This window comes from Kitasatospora cineracea (assembly GCF_003751605.1).
In the GTDB taxonomy this organism is placed as follows: Bacteria; Actinomycetota; Actinomycetes; order Streptomycetales; family Streptomycetaceae; genus Kitasatospora; species Kitasatospora cineracea.
In genome coordinates, this window is the sequence record NZ_RJVJ01000001.1 from 1,686,317 (window position 1) to 1,705,398 (window position 19,082).

At 66.3% G+C, this 19,082-nt stretch carries 20 protein-coding genes and 1 tRNA gene; 14 read left to right on the forward strand and 7 right to left on the reverse strand.

All coding sequences use genetic code 11. From position 1 onward, the window contains the following. Positions 1 to 567: 567 nt before the first annotated feature. A complete protein-coding gene (locus EDD39_RS07635) occupies positions 568 to 3,108 on the reverse strand; it encodes a toll/interleukin-1 receptor domain-containing protein (RefSeq protein WP_162869969.1) in 2,541 nt (846 codons plus the stop codon). A gap of 137 nt (positions 3,109 to 3,245) precedes the next feature. Then, the gene (locus tag EDD39_RS42660; protein ID WP_162869970.1) at positions 3,246 to 3,422 is read right to left on the reverse strand and encodes a hypothetical protein; all 177 of its coding nucleotides are present in this window, start codon (positions 3,420 to 3,422) and stop codon (positions 3,246 to 3,248) included. 524 nt (positions 3,423 to 3,946) lie between these two features. Here EDD39_RS42660 and EDD39_RS07645 point away from each other — a divergent pair. After that, positions 3,947 to 5,452 carry a TIR domain-containing protein gene (locus tag EDD39_RS07645; protein ID WP_208765463.1) on the forward strand — a complete coding sequence of 502 codons (1,506 nt, stop codon included), beginning with the start codon at positions 3,947 to 3,949 and terminating at the stop codon, positions 5,450 to 5,452. 24 nt (positions 5,453 to 5,476) lie between these two features. On the opposite strand, the gene EDD39_RS07650 is transcribed toward EDD39_RS07645, so the two are convergent. Together EDD39_RS07650 and EDD39_RS07655 are read right to left on the reverse strand one after the other, a co-directional pair. After that, complete coding sequence (locus EDD39_RS07650; RefSeq protein ID WP_123554230.1) at positions 5,477 to 6,163, reverse strand: HAD family hydrolase; 687 nt, start codon at positions 6,161 to 6,163, stop codon at positions 5,477 to 5,479. Continuing rightward, a complete protein-coding gene (locus EDD39_RS07655; protein WP_123554232.1) occupies positions 6,160 to 7,008 on the reverse strand; it encodes a GntR family transcriptional regulator in 849 nt (282 codons plus the stop codon). The genes EDD39_RS07650 and EDD39_RS07655 overlap by 4 nt, the downstream gene beginning before the upstream one ends. Before the next feature lie 397 nt (positions 7,009 to 7,405). Between EDD39_RS07655 and EDD39_RS07660 the strand changes: the two genes are divergently transcribed. From EDD39_RS07660 to EDD39_RS07715, 13 genes are all read left to right on the forward strand, one after another. Beyond that, positions 7,406 to 7,690: a hypothetical protein gene (locus EDD39_RS07660; RefSeq protein ID WP_123554234.1), complete on the forward strand. Its 285-nt coding sequence runs from the start codon at positions 7,406 to 7,408 to the stop codon at positions 7,688 to 7,690. Further along, the gene (locus EDD39_RS07665; RefSeq protein ID WP_123554237.1) at positions 7,687 to 8,562 is read left to right on the forward strand and encodes a DUF2637 domain-containing protein; all 876 of its coding nucleotides are present in this window, start codon (positions 7,687 to 7,689) and stop codon (positions 8,560 to 8,562) included. Before EDD39_RS07660 ends, EDD39_RS07665 begins: the two co-directional genes overlap by 4 nt. Positions 8,563 to 8,575: 13 nt before the next feature. Beyond that, on the forward strand, positions 8,576 to 8,932 hold the full coding sequence (locus EDD39_RS07670) for an RRQRL motif-containing zinc-binding protein (protein ID WP_123554239.1): 357 nt from the start codon (positions 8,576 to 8,578) through the stop codon (positions 8,930 to 8,932). Positions 8,933 to 8,949: 17 nt separating this feature from the next. Beyond that, entirely contained in the window at positions 8,950 to 9,228 is a 279-nt protein-coding gene (locus EDD39_RS07675; RefSeq protein WP_123554241.1) for a hypothetical protein, read from the forward strand. Then, positions 9,225 to 9,566 carry a hypothetical protein gene (locus EDD39_RS07680; RefSeq protein WP_123554243.1) on the forward strand — a complete coding sequence of 114 codons (342 nt, stop codon included), beginning with the start codon at positions 9,225 to 9,227 and terminating at the stop codon, positions 9,564 to 9,566. The genes EDD39_RS07675 and EDD39_RS07680 overlap by 4 nt, the downstream gene beginning before the upstream one ends. Positions 9,567 to 9,605: 39 nt before the next feature. Next, on the forward strand, positions 9,606 to 9,743 hold the full coding sequence (locus EDD39_RS39405) for a hypothetical protein (protein ID WP_162869971.1): 138 nt from the start codon (positions 9,606 to 9,608) through the stop codon (positions 9,741 to 9,743). Between the two features lie 100 nt (positions 9,744 to 9,843). Further along, entirely contained in the window at positions 9,844 to 10,365 is a 522-nt protein-coding gene (gene traA / locus EDD39_RS07685; protein WP_123554245.1) for a plasmid transfer protein TraA, read from the forward strand. A gap of 19 nt (positions 10,366 to 10,384) precedes the next feature. Next, a complete protein-coding gene (gene traB / locus EDD39_RS07690) occupies positions 10,385 to 12,445 on the forward strand; it encodes a plasmid transfer protein TraB (protein WP_123554247.1) in 2,061 nt (686 codons plus the stop codon). A 196-nt stretch (positions 12,446 to 12,641) separates the two neighbouring features. Next, positions 12,642 to 13,496 (forward strand): bifunctional DNA primase/polymerase, encoded by an 855-nt coding sequence (locus tag EDD39_RS07695; protein WP_123554249.1) that lies wholly within the window; start codon positions 12,642 to 12,644, stop codon positions 13,494 to 13,496. Positions 13,497 to 13,499: 3 nt separating this feature from the next. Beyond that, positions 13,500 to 14,975, forward strand: coding sequence for an ATP-binding protein (locus EDD39_RS07700; RefSeq protein WP_123554251.1), 1,476 nt, complete (start codon positions 13,500 to 13,502; stop codon positions 14,973 to 14,975). Between the two features lie 516 nt (positions 14,976 to 15,491). Further along, positions 15,492 to 15,734, forward strand: coding sequence for a helix-turn-helix domain-containing protein (locus EDD39_RS07705; protein WP_123554253.1), 243 nt, complete (start codon positions 15,492 to 15,494; stop codon positions 15,732 to 15,734). A gap of 13 nt (positions 15,735 to 15,747) precedes the next feature. Beyond that, positions 15,748 to 16,974: a tyrosine-type recombinase/integrase gene (locus EDD39_RS07710; protein WP_123554255.1), complete on the forward strand. Its 1,227-nt coding sequence runs from the start codon at positions 15,748 to 15,750 to the stop codon at positions 16,972 to 16,974. 71 nt (positions 16,975 to 17,045) lie between these two features. Next, positions 17,046 to 17,441 (forward strand): hypothetical protein, encoded by a 396-nt coding sequence (locus tag EDD39_RS07715; RefSeq protein WP_123554257.1) that lies wholly within the window; start codon positions 17,046 to 17,048, stop codon positions 17,439 to 17,441. A 129-nt stretch (positions 17,442 to 17,570) separates the two neighbouring features. Here EDD39_RS07715 and EDD39_RS07720 read toward each other — a convergent pair. The 3 genes from EDD39_RS07720 to EDD39_RS07730 all read right to left on the reverse strand — a co-directional run bounded on the left by EDD39_RS07720 (position 17,571) and on the right by EDD39_RS07730 (position 18,896). Next, positions 17,571 to 17,660, reverse strand: a tRNA-Ser gene (locus EDD39_RS07720). A gap of 52 nt (positions 17,661 to 17,712) precedes the next feature. Further along, complete coding sequence (locus EDD39_RS07725) at positions 17,713 to 18,303, reverse strand: nucleoside deaminase (RefSeq protein WP_123554259.1); 591 nt, start codon at positions 18,301 to 18,303, stop codon at positions 17,713 to 17,715. 29 nt (positions 18,304 to 18,332) lie between these two features. Next, complete coding sequence (locus EDD39_RS07730; RefSeq protein ID WP_123560217.1) at positions 18,333 to 18,896, reverse strand: tRNA adenosine deaminase-associated protein; 564 nt, start codon at positions 18,894 to 18,896, stop codon at positions 18,333 to 18,335. Positions 18,897 to 19,082: the final 186 nt, after the last annotated feature.

The window sequence follows — 19,082 nt, forward strand, 5'->3', positions numbered from 1 at the left end:
AGGCTAGGGACACCGCAAGCGCTAGCCAGAAGATCTGCGTACGCGGCGAGAACATGGCGCGTGTTGTTCAAGCTGGTGCGTAGTTCTTCCACCCGCGGCCAGGCGAGTTCATGGTCATGGCGAGATCGATCCGTTGGCCGTTGGGTTTCCCAATCCTCCAAGACGGGATGCCAGTAGGCCAGTAGCGGCCGGATTCCGAAGTTCAACATTGCCACAGAGAGGTAGCCGAAGTTGTACTGGCCATCCTTCTTTGGCTCGGCCACCTCTGGCCCATGACGCCTCAGCACCTCACGCGTGGTGGCGAACAAGGAGTAGAGGCTGCCCAGAGCCTCCCGAAGCAAGCCATCCTGGGGATTCAGAGGCACGACAGCAATGCGGGTCACGAGTTCAACATACAGCTCCCATGCAGCCTTCCTCTCGGCATCATTTGGCTCCCAAGTGCCCGAAATTTCTAGAACATACAGTTTCAGCTTTACATCGACACTCTTGGGGGCCCGCATGAGTCGGTCTCCTATCTGAGAAAAGGATGGCAAGAGTCGAGTGGATGAAATTGCCAGTACCAGAACGTCAGTATTCTATATCATCGTATTGATTAAAGCGTTTAGAAGGCTTGGCAAGAATGCTCTCGTCGATTATCCTGAGGCGCCCCAGGAGCTCATCCCTGACCGTATCAGTTACAGCCCGATTATCAATAATTCCACGAATGGAATCGCGCTCCAGTGTCAGATGCACCGGCAATTCCCTGTTGATAATCCTAGCAATGTACGCTTGCGCATCTTCAAAACGGCCCTCTGTAATAGCCAGGCGTGCCCGTAGGCCGTTTCTCACGTCAGGCTTCTGAAGTTTGTAACCCTTTTCGAGTCTGTCCAGGACTTCAGCAGCCTCGCCGCTGCGATGGGTCTTAATTGCGCAGCGTGTAAAGTTGGCTAGGATCTCAAATGAAGGGTGGTCGGACGCATCTCGCGCCGTCTTGGCCATTTGATATGCCTGCTCCACATCCCCAAAAGCGTACTCGACTCGCGAAGCGCGATGGTTCCAGAACACCGGATCCTCGATCTCGCGCAGCAAACCTAGCAATTCGCGGGCCTGCTCCTCATCGCGCCGCATGCACGCGATTCTGATGCGGAGGTCGATGATGAACTTGTTATCGGGCTGGCGCTGCTGTGCTACAGCAATATGACGTTCTGCGCGCTCGAGATCTCCAAGCTGGACGTAGCAGTCAGCCATGTCACGATGTACGGACACCCCTCCCCTGCCGTGACCAATTGCTTTCTCATACTGTTCGACGGCCCGCCGATGATTCCCTCGGTGCCTCTCGAGAAAACCATTTAGATAGAAGGCATCCTTGAGTTGTCCCTCCCGCATAAGATAGCCAATTTGAAAATCGGCTGAATCGTAATCACCGAGCTTAACCATTGCCTGCGTCAGCAAGAATCGTGCCTCATGAAGGTTTGGGTATGCGTCGACGACCGTCTGAGCGGCGCTTCGGGCGCTTTCGTAGTCACGATTTTGGTGATAAAAGCGCTTGGCAAGGTGCACGTAGTCGGCGGTAAACGAATATGCCCTGGATGACTTCTCTCTGCCAGCCAGTCGTAGCGCCCGAAAGAGAACGCGTTGCAAAGCCAAGTAATCGCTGTTGTCTACGGATGAATCCAGGAAATCATCGAGATAGCTTGCAACCGCCGCGTACTCCGTGGCTGAGCACGCTTGATACTCACGCTGAACGGCAGTCGCAACCGGACCTGAGATTTCGTACCAGCCAGCATCTGTAGGCACGATTAGAGAGACGTCGATGAGATGCATCAACGCTTGGCCAATCTCCTCGTCACTCGTCTCAGTGACGGACTGGAGAAGCGGCAGCGGAAGCGGACTATTGGCGCAAATGATCCGCAGGATCTTCCGTTCCAAATCACTTATCGCACTGGCGCGCAGGTACCGGACAAATGGGCGTGCTCCGAATTCAACCAGTAAGGGTGTCTGGCTGACTGCCACGTCCGCTCCATACGAGCGAACGAGCTCAAGTGCGTACATAACTGAAGGCGGATATCCGCGTACGGCGCTCGCAATACTACGGGCCGTCTCCGTCGCGATCTTGAGATTCCAGCTACGCGCAATAATCGCAATCAGCTGGTTTACGTCGACATCCAGCAATTGCCGCACATCGACAATTGGCAATGTTAGATCATGCGCCAGCAAAAATTCCCGAGCTGGACGGCGGTTAGTCATTATCGAAATGGTTACCGTCGGATAGTCCTTCAGGGCGCCAAGGATTGAGAGGACTGCCTCTGAGATCCTTCCGTCACTCTCAAGGATCCCGCCCTCGTCGTATAGAACTGGCATCTCGCGATAATCGCCAGCAAGTTTGGCAAGTCCGGAAAGCACTTCGCCGAGCGCTTGGCTGTTATCGTACTCCTCGATTCGTAGCGTACTCGCCATCGATGCGCTAGGAGTGCTTGGCGAGTCGACTTGGGTCGCAACCTTAGCGGCAATTGTCTGGATCGAGTCACCCGGCTCGACAGCGATTGGAACAATCCGTTCGAAGTTCAGTGAACTTCTTGCGATATTAGCCAGCACTGTCTTGCGGCCAATTCCAAGCAGGCCGGTGATGCAAACAGCTTGAGGGAGGGTCATGGAATCGAATGGAACAAATGCCCGCTGAAGCTCGGCGATTTCCCGAGCTCTGCCTACGAAAAATGAGTGTTGGCTTTCCCGGACCAGATCATCGACGAGGCTGCTGATCTTGCGGGCAACCGGCATTGATGCCCGAGAGGTTATGGACTTGGCGCGCCGAAGCCATTCCGGAACCTGATCGATTGTGATGCTTTGATCCATCAATACAACAAGAGTTTTCTTGATTCGACCAACAGCGGCGTTGAATCTTGCTTCATTGACCTCGTGGTTGACCCACTCCGATTCGAGTGAGCTCCTTGTCAAGAAGAGAACGAACAGGCCAGATTCTCGAATTGCGGCATCGATGGACGCTAGAATGTCTTCGCCTGAAGCGAAGCTCATTCTGTCAATATGCACAAATGGGCGGCCGACTTTCGAGGCAACTTCACTGACGAAGTCGGCATCTTTCGTGGAGTATGAAAAGAATGCCTTGATCATGTGCCGCTCACCTCGTCCATGTCCGTTCATACTCGAGCCGGAGCAAGCCCAGCCGAGTTGCATCGATCCTTCAGCGGCTGCGCTCTTCTGGTGCAAGGCTACTGAGGGTGGCGGCTGCCCACACGTTACTTCGCGCCTCACATGACAGTTGTCGTTGCGGCCAGTGTGATCACCTGCCCGCCGGTCGATGGGCCATCGCGCTGGCGCTCGGTCTGCGGCAGGGCGAGGCGCTCGGACTCCAGCGGCGTGACGTCGACCTGGAGGCGGGCACCCTGCGGGTCCGGCAGGCCCGGCAGCGCCCGAGGTACGGTCACGGCTGCTCGGAGTCATGCGGGCGGAAGCACGCCGGCCGGTGCCAAACTGAGACCGCTATCCGAGCTGTCGGGGTGGAGGGCCAGGCTGCGATTCGTCCTACTCGTCGCCCGTGGGCCTCGGGAGGTCGTGCTGTCCCGGCCACATCGGCAGGGTGCCTCTCTCCGGTCGGAGAGTGTGGAGCGTGAGCATGTTGTGGAGCGAGCGGTGGCCTCGGCCAGGGCCTCTTCCGGCCGCCAGATGCGGAATCCTCCGAAGAGCTCCGCGATGCGGTCCGACTTGTTCTGCGTCGTTAGGCTCCCAGGTGCCTGAGACCTCAAGCACCCGCAGGTTTAGCTTTACGTCCACGCTCTTGGGCGCGCGCACCATCGTTGCTCCCTTCGTACATCCTTACGCTACCCGCGAGGTCGCCAACGGCACTAGCTGACGGCCACGCCTTGCGCGTGTTGCGAGCCCATCGAGGTCCGGTGCGACCAGGACGGCGAGCGTGGTACCCGGAGTGGGAGCCTAGCGGTACATTAGCCCCATGGCCGCAGGCAATTACATGCTCGAAGAGGTATTTAAGCTCAACGGCGTTCCAGATATCACCTTCGTGAAACCCGTAGAGTTCCCGCGATTGCTGGTCGCTTTGCGCACGCCAGGGCGAGGCGTCGTGATTGAAGGACCATCTGGCATCGGTAAGACGAGTGCGGTAACAAAGGCTCTTGAGCAGCTTTCCATTCGCGATAAGGTCTTGATCCTCAGCGCCAGAAAGGCGAATGACCGCGAGCTGATTTCCGAGCTCCCTGACATTGACGCCGCTGGGCTAGTCATTATCGACGATTTCCATCGGCTGAACTCGCGCATTAAATTGAGGATTGCCGACCACCTGAAGGTTCTGGCCGATGAAGAGCGTGCAGATACAAAAATTGTTGTCGTCGGCATCAACCGTGCTGGCGAATCTCTAATTTCGCTCGCCCCGGATTTGTCTGGCCGGATTGAGGTCATCAAGTTCGGCCGGAATCCTGATGATCGCGTGGAGGCGTTGGTCGACGCCGGCTCTGTGGCGCTGAATTTCGAGTTCTCCATCACCAAGGACATCGTCCACGCGGCGGATGGGAGCTTCAACATTGCCCAAATGCTTTGTCATGATGCCTGTCTCACGGCTGACCTGACGGAGACTCGCACTGAACGGGCGGATCTCGCTGTCTCGTTTGAGCTCATCAGGGAGAGGGCTCTTGACCGCCTATCCGAGTCGTTCTATCGCCGGGCGGAAACGTTCGCTAAGGGCAAGAAGCTTCGAAGGGAAGGGCGGGCGCCCTATCTCCAGATCCTGAAGTGGCTTTCCGAGGCTGACGAATGGACAATTGACCTCGATAGGGAGATGTCGAAGAGGCCGGCTCTCAGGGGAAGTGTTGGGCAAGTGGTCGATAAGGGGCACCTTACCAACCTGCTTGAAGAGATTGATTCAATTCGAGATCTTCTGCACTATGACAGCGATTCCCGGGTTCTCGCCGCTGAGGATCCTAAGTTTTTCTTCTTTATCAAGAATCTCGCCTGGAATAGGTTTGCTGAACGGCTTGGCTACCTTGATGTCACTTTCTCTGCGCGATATGACTTCGCGCTGTCCTTTGCTGGGTCGGACAGGGACGTTGCGCAGGCGATTTTCGATGAGCTGACGGAGCGGGAGCTCGAGGTATTCTACGATGCGAACGAGCAGGACAGGATCCTGGCTGCTAACGTTGAGGAGTATCTCGCGCCAATCTACAAGAGTGAAGCCACTTTTGTAGTTGCAATTCTTGGCCCGGATTACCCGTCGAGGATCTGGACCAAGTTTGAGTCGCAGCAATTTCGGGAGCGATTTGGCGAGAATGCCGTCATTCCCGTCTGGTTTAGTGAAGCGCAGTGCGGGGTCTTTGATGTCTCGCGAGACTATGGTGGCGAGATGATTGACAGGGGATCGCCGATTCAGCCGCAGGCGGCTGCGATGGCCGATAGGCTTGTCTCCAAGATTCGCGAGTACCGAATTGCGGCTAGCACGGAGCGAGATTAGGTGCGAAGCTAATGCTGACATTGGCTATGTCATAAAGTCTGCGATCTCCTGCATCGAGTTCACGATGATTAGTGCGCCAGCCTTGGCTAGCTTCGTGTCCTTGCCTGGCTTATTGGCGTAGCCGAGGGTTGAGACCCCCGCCGCGTTCCCAGCTTCCACATCCCGAACTGCGTCACCGATAAAGATGGTCTCTTCCGGCTTACTCTTGATCGAATCCATCGCCTCCAGGAGGAGGCGGGGATTCGGCTTCATGGACGACGGATCGCCAGGGGCTCGACCGAAAACACGGGTTACATAGCCGTCTAGCCCCTGATCGGCCAGGTACGTCTCGATCGCCGCGCCCGCGTTGTTGCTGACCACTGAGACTGACCGGCCAGACCTGGCGCAGGCCCGCAGGACCGATTCGCCCCCCGAATTCGGCCGACCGTACCGCATCGCCTCCATTTCAAGTGACGCCAACGCGTTGTCGGCCACCGTGACAAGATCTGGGCGGGCGAATGCAATCAGGCGGAGCAGCGCGAGTGGGTCGGTCTCGGTCTCCGCCCCGGCCACGGCTTGCTTGCCAGCGGCGAGCAAGCTCAGACGGAGACGTCGTGCGACTTCCGGCGCCGGAAGTCCGGCGAACACCGAGCAGACCGGGCCGTCGAAGTCGAGGAGGACGTGCTTCACCGGGCGAAGCACGTCGGCGAGCGATGGGGGGGCGTCGGTCACGGCTGACGCTCGTACGCGATGGTGGACCACACGCTGTCGAACCACATCTGTGCCTGCTGGACGTACTGCGAGCCGAGCGAGGCATCGTCCGGACCGGAGGCTTGGTGGAAGAGCGTCGTGTCCTTGCCGGTGACGTCGTAGAACGTGTGGTCGCTGCCGTTGACGGCCACCGTTCGCTCTCGGAGCGGGTAGAAGCCGAAGAACGTCTCCGAGCGGTTCAGGATGTATAGCTTGAACAGGCTGGACGCCCGGTGCACTTTTACCTGAACCGTGGCCGACTGTACGAGACCAAGCTCCGCCAGCATCTCGACTGAGTGAGCAATGCCGCCTGCGTTGGTCAGCGCGATATTGCGCGCGCGCTCCCGGAGCGCGGATTCGTCCTTGAGCCCATCCACCAGGACGGGCACGGCCATGGGCTCGGACGTGTCCGGCAACAGGAGTCGCACGGTGATGGACTCCGGCGCCAGCCGTCCGGAGCGCACCTTGTCGAGGGGTTCCTGCATGGCGTTGTGCAGTGTCTCACTGGAGAAGCCCGCGAAGTCGAGGGTCACCTGCCGCTGCTCGAAGGCTGCTTCGAGGTGGGGGCGAAGACCGACCGGGCGCGAGGTGCGCTCCCGCACGAAGGACCCGCTGCCCTGCCGGGTCACGATCAACCCCTCGGTCCGGAGCAGGTCAAGGGCCTTGTCGATCGTGCCGCGTGCCACGCCGAAGTGCTTGGCGAGCTCAGGGCCGGACGGGAGCTTGTCGCCGGTTTCGAAGCCAGGCTTCTTCGTGAGGATCGAGGCCCGCAAAGAGCTGCTGACCTGCTGATACGGCGGGCGGGAGTCATCCGGGTCGAGGCTCATGCACTCATGCTAAGGCAGATGCCCAACTCACGCGAGAAACCCAGGCATCTTGACCTGCCTAGGCAGGTTGTCTATGTTGAGTGTGTCGCCACCGGGAGATGCGGGAGCGGCAGAGAGGGGCCTTTTTCGGGCTGCTCTGACCTCCACGAACGTGCCTGGAGGGGTGGGGTGACAGCCCCCCGAAGGAAGCGGCTGTTCCTTGAGAACTCAACAGTGTGCTGATCAACGAACGAGTGTCTTTGGTCCCCGATCCGTGCCGCCGCGTGGCGGGTCGGGGGTCATGGCTACTCGTGAGTGACGAGTGGTCTCGGCCCGAGTCGGGGCCGTCGCGCATTCCTTGGCCGGTCGCGCGACGGCCCCTGTGGGCCTACTCAGCCTTTCGAGAAGAGGTAGACCCGTGAAGTCGATTGTTGCAGGCCAGCGTGCCGTGGGCTCCGAGGAGTTCGCGGAGTTGGCGTTGGGTGTGGACTCGGAACTCTTCGCCGGCGTGGTGGGCGAGTCGGTGGCCGAGTATCGGGCCCGGACGGATGTGGCGGTGGAGGTGTTGGCGGACCTGCGCCGGGAGGACCCGGAGCTGGCCGCGTACGCCGAGCGCCTGATGGACACGGCCCCGCGCCCGCTCCACGTGGGCCGCCGTGGTGCCGGCCGTCGTTCGTCGGCGGTGTTGGGGGTGGTGGCGTGAGTCGGGCGGGAAAGTTCTGGATGGTGGCCTCCCTGCTCGGTGTGGTGGGGATGGCGTTTCGGGTGTCGTGGAACGCGCTGAAGGACGTGGCCGGTGCGATTGGCGCGGACGAACTCGCTGCCGGGCTCTACCCGTTGGTGGTGGACGGGTTGATGGCGCTGGCGCTGATCGCCGCGCTGATCCTGACGGGATCGGATCGGAGGTTCGCGCTGCGGGTGCTGGGCGGCTACACCGCCGCGTCCCTGGTGCTGAACTACGTGCACGGGCTCGTGCCGGCACTGCACGGCGGCGGCCGGGTCCGGCTGGCCGACTGGCCGCCCGCGCACTACGGGCTGGTGCTGCTCGCGTCCTGCCTGCCGGTCGGCAGCATCTTCTTCGGATCGGACCTGGTGGCGAAGGTCCTCCATCACAAGCCCGAACCGGCAGAAAACACCCAGAACACCGCGAACCGGTCGGGGTCTGACGTGCCGAAATCGGCCGACCCCACCGACGCGTGGCCGCTGTACGAGTCGGCCGATCCCGAGCCGATCCCCGAGCCCGCTCCCGCGCCGGAGCCGGTGCGGAAGCGGGCGTCGACGGGTGTGCCGTCACGGCCGCGCCGGGCGACCGGATCGGTTCCGAATTCGGCCCGCACCCGGCTGCCGATCCGCACGGAGGAGGAACTCCTCTCCGAGGCCCGATCGGTGACCGCCGACTGGAGCGAGCTGGAGCTGACGGCCGATCGGATCCGCACTGTACTGCGGACCTCCCCGGTCCGTGCGCGGGTGCTGCGGGAGTCGCTGAAGGCCGAACGCGCCGCCGCCGAGCGGCCCGCCCTGCACGCCGTCCCCGACCACGCCGACGCCGAGCCGACCGGGGAGTTGGCGTCGTGAGCCGCCCCCGTTTCTGGGACCGAACGGGGAGCGATTCGGCACCCCGACCTACCCGTGGCGGATGGCACCGGCAGGGCTGATGACCCGCCGCCAACTCCGCGCCTGCGGCCTGCGCCCGGGCGGTCAACCCGTCGCCGCACAGATCCTCTGCCGCTCCCGCCGCTCCAAGCAGCCCCGCGCCGCATACCTGTACCGCGTCGAACTCGCCGCCCGCGTGCGGCAGATGACCCCCGCCAAGGCCACTGCGCTGGACGCCGCGAATCGGGCCCGCCGAACCTGCCCCACCTGCCAGCGCGACGCCGGATACGTCCTCCCCGCGCACCTTGGCACCTGCCTGCCCTGCGCCGACAGCGCCGCTCTCGCGGCCTGACCTCTCTGGAGCACGCCATGTCCGACCTGATCGTGCACATCGACCCGGCGACGGGGCTCCCTGGCGGGACCGTCGCCGTGTTCCTCACCCTCGGCGCCGCCCTGGTCTCCCTCTACGAGAGCGGCGGGAGCACCGAGTACGGCCGCCCCACCTTCCTGTGGCACTGCCTCGGGTGCGGTGACCGCAGCCACTACGCCGACCAGCGCGGCACCGTCCGGGGCCGCGCCAACGCCCACGACGGCGAGTGCCGCGCCATCACCCTGCCCGCACCGATCCGCGAAGGAGTCGCCCGATGAACCGTCACCTCGCCGCCGTCCCCGCCCCGGACGGCGAACCGGTCGACCTGGAGCGCCTGGCGCTGCTGGTCGCCGCCCAACTGAGCACCAACCAGAACGCCCAGCTTCTCGCCGCCCCCGCCCCCGCTCCGGCGCCGGTGGCCGCGCGGCCCGAAGCCGGTGCGGTCGTCTCCCGCATGGGCGGCTACGTCGCGGCCGGCGCGGGTGCGGCGGCGGTGCTGATCCCGGTGCTGCTCGCCACCACGGCCGCGCTGCTGGCGGTCGGCATGTCGGCGCTGGCGCTGGCGGTGGCGGCGCTGGTGATCCGGTGGATCATCCGCGACATGCGCCAGAACTGACGACTCAATACCACCCCCCCTGTCGGTCGAGGAGACCTCATGAAGTGCACCTTCTGCGGCCAGGCCAAGCCGGACGTCATGGCCCGCACCGACCCGTTCGACCTGGAGATCAACGGAACCGTCTGGATCGTCCCGATGTGCGACGACTGCGAACAGATCCGCTGCGACGACATCTAGCAGCGGATCTGACGGCTGCCCGTCCCCTCCCGACCCTTCAAGGGCCGGGCGGGGGTGGGGAGTCGGGATAGTCCCGGCCCCGTATCGGGGAGGCACCGCGATGGCCAACCGCCCGTCCGCACCCAACAGCGGCGCAAGCAGCACCGGCACGAGCAGCACCCGTAACGGCTTCGGCTCCGGGGCGACGTTCTCTCCCGGGCTGAACATCAACGTCAACAAGACCACCGGCGGCCCGCAGATGGGCGCGGCGGCGAACCCCGGCACCGGGGTGGGCCGCAGCAGCCAACTCGCCCTCCCAGAGCCCGCGTTCTACAGCGCGGCGGACGTTCGCTCGTACTGCGAGGCTCTGCGGGCGTTCGCCGCGTACTCCGCGATCGAGATCGAGGTGGGCGCGGAGATCCTCAAGGCCGCCCTGGAGCAGGCCCCGCCGCTGCCCGGCGACCACGCGTTCCGCCAGAAGACCCGGGCTCGCTCGGTGGCCCGGAAGCTCGCCAAGGCCGCCGACGCGATGGCCGACGCCGCGAAGGACGCCGCCGCCGCGTGGGCCGCGTTCCAGCGCGAGTACGCCGACGTCATGACCCCGCAGCGCCCCCAGCCCCAGCACCGCCCCTTCCAGTTCTGATCCGACAGGAGGCCCCGTCATGGGCAGGAACAGCACGAGCAAGAACAGCGACGCCGAGGCCCAGCACCGGGAGTCCCTGGAGGGTGCCAGCACCCTGGAAGGCATCGGCGCGTGGGTCGCGCACCGGGCCAAGCCCTACACCCCGCCGTGGATCCTGGCCGCCGCGACCGGCGTCGCGGGGTCGGTGGCGTGGGTTCCGGCGCACGGCTCCCCCGGCTACGCGGTCGGCCTGACCCTCGGATCCGTCGCGGTGACCAGGGTGACCGCGTGGGCGGGGAAGTCCACCAGGCAGCAGCGCCGCCTCCACTCCGCCGTGACTGTGGCGGCCGGCAGCACATGGTTCACGACGATGGCGCTGGCCGGGTGGAACTCCTTCACCCTGGGGGCATTCTGGATCGGCGGCGGCGCTTTGGCGCTGTCGTGGAACGTGCGCCAGGTGATGCGCCGCAACCCCGAAGCAGTCCAGGCCGGTACCGACGCGGACGGGTCGCTGCTGGAGAAGGTGAAGCTCGCCGGGGCGAAGATCCGCAAGGCGGAGGTGGAGCCGAACCGGGTTAACGCCGAACTCCTGCTGCCGGCGGGTGAGCTGACGAACGATGACGTGGCCCGGTCGCTGGGCAACATCGCGTCCGCGCTAGACGTCGCGCCGACGGCCGTGCGGTACCTGCCCGACCCGGACTCCGCCCGGCGCGGCACCCTCACCGTGGTCCCGAAGGACATGCTCGCCGAGGTGGTCGAGTGGGAGATGCCCACCCAGGTGGGCGGCTCGATCGCTGATCCGCTGGTCATCGGCCGCTACGACGACGGGTCGCCGCTGATGCTGTGGCTGCCCGGCAACCCGCAGGCAGGCCGCAACTCGACGCACCTGCTGATCTGCGGTGGGACCGGCTCGGGCAAGGGCGACGGTGCGCTGAACGTGGTGTCCGAGATCATGGGCCGCCGCGACGTCATCGTGTGGTTCTCCGACCCGAAGTCGTTCCAGGACTTCGGCCCGCTGCGGCCCGGAATGGACTGGGCCGTCGAAGGCGGCGCGGCCACCGAGACCATGGTGACCGCTCTGCAGGCGGTCATTCCCGCCCGCACCCGGTGGCTCGGCGAGCACGGCTACCGCCAGTGGGTGCCGGCCGCTGCTGAGCCGCAGACCGACCGCGCGCACTCCTGCCGCAAGGGCGGGGCGTGCGGGTGCGAGGGCATGCCGTTCCTGGTCGGGTGGTTCGAGGAAGCCGCCAACACCCTGCGGTTCATGGGCGAAGACACTTTCACCGGCATCGCCCAGGAAGCCCGCTCAGCCGGTATCTCGCTGGTCATCTCGCTCCAGCGCCCCAGCCACGACCAGATCTCCACCAGCACCCGCGCGTCCATCCCGTCGGTCCTGTGCTTCGGCCTGGACCCGCGCGACGAAGGCATGGCGCTCCCGCCGTCGGTGCTGGACGCGGGTGCACACCCGGGGGCGTGGGGCAACCGCCGCCCCGGCTACTGCTACCTGGTCACCCCGGGCGTCGAGGAGCAGCGCTACAGCGCCCCGAGTCGCACCCTGCGCTTCACCGGGCAGGCCGCCCGGGTCATGGAACAGCTCGCCGCGTGGGCCCGCCGCAACGGAGCCACCGTCGACCCCATCACCGCGAAAGCCGCGGCCGCCGCCGTCGGCAACGCCTACACCCACCGCCACCCCACCGAGGACGAGCAGGCGGAGGACAGCGTGTACCTCGCCGACAGCGACGACGACCGCGAGCCGGAGCCGGAGGCGGCGGGGCGGGTGGACGCGGAGGACGCCCACCTCGACCCGCAGGCCGAACTCCCCCCGGTCCCCGGCACCCTGGCCGCGATCACGCTCGGCGCGCCGGCGCCGGAGTTCACGCCAGAGGAAGCCCGCGCCGCGATGGAAGGCATCATCGCCGAGTTCGAGCAGCGCGGCGTGATGGTCATCGGCCCGAAGGACGTCATGGACCAGGCCGCCCGCCTCGGGCGCTCCCGTCCGTGGGTGTCGGGCGAGTTCCGTCGCATGGTCGAGGACGGCCGTCTGGTGCCGGCCGCGCAGAAGGGCCGGTACCGCATCACCCCCGCTGCGGCGCTGGTCTGACACCCCCTGACACCTGACACCCGCTGACACCCAAACCCCTAGGCAGACGCGGGTGTCAGAGCGGCCTGACACCTCTCTGACACCCGCGTCTGACACCTGCTCTGACAGTCCGGCGAACGACAACGGCGGCCCCCCTCTGCCAAGAACCGGGGCCGCCGTCTTCCAGCATCCGCGAAGAGAACTGGAGACACCCAGCATGACCCAACCCACCCTCATCCGGGGAGAGCACCTGCCCGTGGCGCTCTCTCTGGCCGTCTCCGGCGTGCCCGTGCTGCCGTTGCGGGCCGGGAAGGTGCCGTTCGGCAACTGCCCGGACTGCGTCGGCAACGCATGCGGCGGCCGGCCGAACATGAAGACCCCTGGCCCCTGCACGTGCCTGGCCCCCTGCCACGGCTGGGCCGCCGCCACCACCGAACCCGGCACCCTCAACTCCGCCGAGTGGGCCCGGGCCTGGCAGCAGGCCGCCGCTGTGGCCTACCACCCGGGCGGCGCCGGAGTCACGGTCGTGGACCTCGACAACCCCGACGCCATCGCCTGGGCGAGGGAGCACCTGCCCGGGACCCGGACCGTGCCGACGACCCGTGGTGAGCACTGGATCTACCGGGGCGTCATGCCCTCCGCCAACGCCGTCCGCCCGGGCGTGGACATCAAGTCGGCCATGTCCTACGCCCGGTGGCTCGGCCCCGGAACCGGCACCACGGCCGCCCTCCCCGATGCGGTGCGCGCCCTGGTGGTGCGGGAGCCCGCCCCCGCCCGACCGACGCCCGTCACGGTGACCGCGTCCGCCGGGGGTGGGCAGTGCCCGCACCGCACGCCGACCTTCCTGGAGCGCGGGATCGCGATGGCCGAGCAGCGCATCGCCGCCGCCACCGCCGCGGTGCACGCCACCGTCTTCGGGGCGTTCCTGGCGGTCCTCTCCACCCACGGCCGGTGCGGCTGCCTGACGGAGGCGCACATCGCCCGGCTGTTCGCCGCCGCCGGCGCGAAGGGCGAGAGCGCCCGGCACTGCGCCGACGCGTGGGCGAACGCTGTCCACAGGCTGGGGATGTAGACCGTGGCCGAGGACGAGAAGAACCCGGGGCGTGAGGTCATCGCCGACTACGCCCACTCCCACTTCAGGTACTTCCGCACCGCTGACGGCACCGTCTACGCCCAGCGCAACGGCAACCCTGTGGCCCGGCCCATCCGCTCCCAGGGCACGACCGGCAGCCACCGCCAGGAACTCATGGTCGGTCTCTACCGGGACGGGCTCGGCGTGTTCAACGGCACCTCGCTCAAGGAGGCACTGGACTTGATCGAAGCACTCGCCCTGTCCGAGGACGTCCAGCCCGTCCACATCCGCGTCGCCCCCGGCTTCGACGGCGCGACGTGGCTCGACCTCGGCCGCGCCGACGGAAAGTCCGTGCGGATCCACCCCAACGGCTGGGACATCCTCACCCCGGACCCGCGAGAGGTGTGCTGGCGACGCACCCAGCTCACCGGCGAACTCCCCCTCCCCGTCAAGGACACCGACGGCAAAGGGCTCGATCTGCTGCTGAGGCTGTGCAACTTCGCCGACGCGCCGACCGAGTGCCTGGCCATCGCCTGGCTGATCGGCTGCCTCGGTCCGTCCGTCCCCGTGCCGGCCCCGTTCCTGACCGGGCCGCAGGGCGCGGGCAAGTCCACCGGCGGCCGGATGCTCGTGCGGATTGTCGAGGGCATGAGCGGTGACCTGCGCCGCGCCCCGAAGGACGAGGAGAACCTGATCGCCGCCGTCGCGGCCGGATGGGTCACCGCCCTCGACAACCTGAGCCACATGACCCCGGACCTTTCCGACGCCATGTGCTGCATCGTCACCGGTGCCGAGAGCGTCAAGCGCGCCCTGTTCACCGACGGCGACGTCCACCGCGCCTCCTACCGCCGGCCGCTGCTGCTGACCGGCATCGACGTCGGCGTGATTCGCCCCGACCTGGCGGAGCGGCTCCTGCCCCTGCGGCTGGAGCGCCCCGCCGTCCGCCGCACCGAGGCGGAGCTGTGGGCCGAGTACGCAGAGGTGCTGCCCGTCGTCCTCGGGTCGCTGCTCGACCTGACGGTGAAGGTCCGGGCGGCCGAGGCGGAGACCCCGACCGACCTGCGGATGGCGGACTTCGCCCACCTGTGCGCGCAGCTCGACGCCGCGACCGGACTCGGCGCGCTGGCCGCCTACCGAGCCAGCTTGGACGACCTGAACGATGACGTGATCGAGGGTGACCTTCTCGCGCAGACCGTTCTCAAGCACGCCGAGACCATCGAGCCGGGCGGGGCACAGCGCATGACCTCAACCGAGTGGCTGGCGTCCCTCAGCCGCCTCTACGCGGGCGACGAACTCCGCTCCCTGCCCAAGGGGTGGCCCACCACCGGAAAGGTCCTCTCCGACCGGCTCAAGCGCCTCCAGCCCACCCTCGCCGCCCGCCGGGTCCTCATCGACACCGGCCGCACCCGCGAAGGCCGCTACCTGGAGATGGCCCGCCCCGCCCCCACGCCCCCGCACGAACGGCACCCGCTGTTCTGACCCAGCCTCAAAGACCGAACAGCAAGAGGAGCACGGCCGCGCCACGCACGGGTGCTCCTCTTGCTGTTCGGCGGCTGCGCCGCCCCAGAACGTGCCGCGCAGCGGCTCCTCCTTCTCGTTCTGAGGCGCACCCGCCCCAGAACAGAAACCCCTTCTTTTGTCCTAAGTAGGAAGACGCTGCGTCACCTTCGTCACGCCGGCCGGAAAACCACCCCCGACCTGCGGCGAAAGCCGTGACGCAGACGACGGACGCTGCGTCACCCCTGCGTCACCGCGTCACCAGATGACGCAGCCCGTGACACACCCATGACGCACACCCCAACCCCCGCGCCACACAAAACCACAGGTCAGAAGCCCGCGTGACGACGGTGACGCTGTGACGCAGAAATCCCCACCTCGGACACACGCACGGCAAGAAGGCTCCGAACACCAGCTCAGAACCGGTCAGCACAGGTTGAGTCGGTTCTGGTGGATGTGTCAGCGGTCCGGCCTGCCTGAGCCACAGGGAGGACCACATTGAGCACCAGCCTGCCCCAGCTCTCGGCCACGCAGGACCACGACTCAACCCTCATCGCCCTCACGGTCGAAGAGGCGGCCCGCCGCCTCGGTGTCGGCCGCACCACCATGTTCGCCCTCATCCGTACGGGCGAGGTCCCGAGCATCCCCATCGGTCGCCTCCACCGTGTGCCGGCCGAGGCGCTGACTCAGTACGTCCGCCGCCGGATGCAGGAGTCCGGCTTCGCCCCGATCGCAGCCTGAGGAGGCTTCACCCTTGGCAACCCGTCAGCCCAACGGCGCTTCGAGCATCTACCAGGACAAGGACGGCAAATGGCACGGCCGCGTGACCGTCGGTGTGAAGGACGACGGCACCCCCGACCGGCGTCACATCAGGGGCAAGAACCGGGCCGAGGTAACCAAGAAGGTTCGGGAGCTGGAGAAGAAGCGGGACGAGGGTAACATCCCGAAGGCCGGCAAGAAGTGGACCGTCACGTCCTGGCTCACCCACTGGGTCGAGAACATTGCGGCTCTGTCCGTCCGGCCGAACACCCTGTCCGGCTACCGGGTGGCGGTCAACGTCCACTTGATCCCCGGGCTGGGCGCTCACCGGCTGGAGAAGCTTGAGCCGGAACATCTGGAGCGCTTCTACAAGAAGATGCAGGACAACGGCAGCAAGCCCGCCACTGCTCACCAGGCCCATCGCACCATCCGGGCCGCGCTCAACCAGGCGGTGAGGCGCGGGCACATCACTCGCAACGTCGCCTCCCTGGCCACGGCGCCCAAGGTGGAAGAGGAGGAGGTGACGCCGTACGAGGTCGAGGAGGTGCAGCGGCTTCTGCTGGAGGCGGGCAAGCGCCGGAACAGCGGCCGGTGGGCGGTCGCCCTCGCGCTCGGACTGCGGCAGGGCGAAGCGCTCGGACTCCAATGGACGGACATCGACCTGGACGAAGGAACTCTCTGGGTCCGCCAGAGCATGCAGCGGCCGAAGTACCGTCACGGCTGCGAGGGCGAGTCCTGCGGGAAGAAGCACGCCGGCCGGTGCCCCGAGCGGATTCGGACGAACAAGCAGGCGGCCCCCACCAAGTCGAAGGCGGGTAAGCGGCTGATCGGATTGCCCGACCAGCTCATCAAGGTGCTGCGGCTCCACCAGGAGGAGCAGGAGCGGGAGCGGCTCCAGGCCCGGCAGCTCTGGCAGGACGGTGGGTGGGTCTTCGCCACCGAGACCGGCCAGCCGCTCATCCCGCGCACCGACTGGGACGAGTGGAAGCGCTTGCTTCAGGCCGCCGGGCTCCGTGACGGCCGTCTCCACGACGCTCGCCACACTGCCGGCACGATCCTGCTCATCCTCGGCGTGCCCGAGCGGATCGTGATGGACATCATGGGCTGGTCGAGCACCGCCATGGCCCACCGGTACCAGCACGTGACGAAGCGGGTCCGCCGTGACGTGGCCCAGCAGATCGGTGGACTCATCTGGACGGTGGCTCAGGAGCAGACCGATTGACCAAACCGGTCATCCATGAAGCGCTGCTTCCGCGAGACTGTGCCGATCAGCAGCCGAGGTGAGGGACGGCAGTGGAGACGTACATCATCAGAGGAACCGCCGAGCGGCCAGCAGACTGCGATGCGTGCCAGAAGTCGGTTCAACGTCCGATCATTCTGGAGACTGCGGACCGTGATGGTAACCCACTGGGCCACTACTCACATGTTGGCTTGGACTGCGCAGCCAAGCGGACCAAGAAGGACCGGACGGCGGTTGAGGCAGCGGCCGAGCGAGCCGACAAGCGACGCCGAGAGGACGAACGCCGGGCAGCCCAGCGGGAAGCGGATCGGATCCGCCGTGACAAGCTCGAACGCCAGTGGTTGACCGAGACCTATGGCGTCGATGACATCTTCGACGCGATCGAGAAGAGCGGGAAGGATTGGAGCGAGGTTTGGGGGGAACGCAACGCATGGATTGAGTCACAGTAGGCACTGAAGTACCTCAGCCAGCCTGCTGCCGACTGGGATCGTCTCGGGCCAACTGAGACCATATTTGAGACCACCATGACGAAGGCCCCCGACTGTCTCCAGTCGGGGGCCTTCGTCTGTCCTGCTCAGTGGCGGTAGCGGTGGGATTCGAACCCACGGTGGAGTTGCCCCCACACACGCTTTCGAGGCGTGCTCCTTTGGCCGCTCGGACACGCTACCGAGGGGAACTCTACCGGATCGGGGGGACGGGGCGAAATCCGTTCCGGGGCGGTCAGCGCTGGGTGTCGAAGAAGGCCAGCAGTTGGGCGGTGCACTCTTCGGCGAGGACGCCGCCGACCACTTCGGGGCGGTGGTTGAGGCGGTTGTCGCGGACCACGTCGAAGAGCGAGCCGGCCGCGCCGGCCTTGGGGTCGTAGGCGCCGAAGACGACCCGGGCGAGGCGGGAGAGGACGATCGCGCCCGCGCACATGGTGCAGGGTTCGAGGGTGACGACCAGGGTGCAGCCGGTCAGGCGCCACTCGCCGGCCCGGCGGGCGTCGCCGTCCCGGCCGGGGGTGCTCCGCGCGGCCTCGTTCAGGGCCCGGGCGGCCGCGCGGATCGCCACCACCTCGGCGTGGCCGGTCGGGTCGCCGTCCGCCTCGCGGACGTTGTGGCCGCGGCCGAGCACGGTGCCGTCCGGGGCGAGGACGAACGCCCCGACCGGAACGTCACCGGTGGCGGTGGCCAGTGCGGCCTCCTCGATGGCGAGGCGCATCCGGCCCCGCCACCGGTCGCGGACCGGATCGGGGCGTTCGGGGGCGGGCAGCGGGGCGATCCGCGGCCGCGCACCGAGGTCGGTGGTCGAAAGGGGGGCGGGCTGCATGGACCCAGTGTCGGGCACCGGGCCCGCCGCTACCGAACGGCCTCCAGGACCTCGCCGCAGCCCAGCGCCTCGGCGATCTCGCCCAGCGCGTCGCCCGGCGCGGAGCCCTCGCCGGCCAGCTCCAGCAGGTCGGCGGCGGCCATCCCGAACTCGGTCAGCAGCTCGGAGTCGCCGATCGGCCCGACCGGGCTCGCGGCCCGGCTGCCGGCCGGCTCCTCGTCGTCCTCGTCGGAGTCGTCCTCGGCGGTCGCGCCGTCCTCGTCGTCGAGCCCGGCGACGAGCCCGTCGAGGTCGTCGAAGTCGGCCTCCCCGTCCTGTTCGATCAATTCGTCGGTGAGCACCGAGCCGTACGAGCTGCGCGCCGCGGCGGCCGCGTCGGAGACGAAGATCCGCGGGTCGTCCTCACCGTCGATGCGCAGGACGGCGAACCACGCGTCCTCCTGCTCGATGAAGACCAGCACGGTGTCCTCGTCCTCGGCCGCTTCGCGGGCCAGGTCGGTCAGGTCGGCCAGGGTCTCTACGTCGTCGAGTTCGGTTTCGCTCACGTCCCACCCGGCACCGGTGCGAGCAAGCACTGCAGCGAAGTACGCCACCAGGGACACTCCCAAGATTGGTCTCGGCTGTCGGCGATCTCGGGCGGGTGCGGTCCGGCCGCCCCCGCGCCAGAAGGCGGTCCGCTGTTCGGACCGTCCCACCGCATCGTGACAGAAAGGCCGCCGCTGCGGGGGGTGTTCGGCAGCGCGTCTTCGCAGGTCGTGTCGGAATGGTCGGCTTCCGGC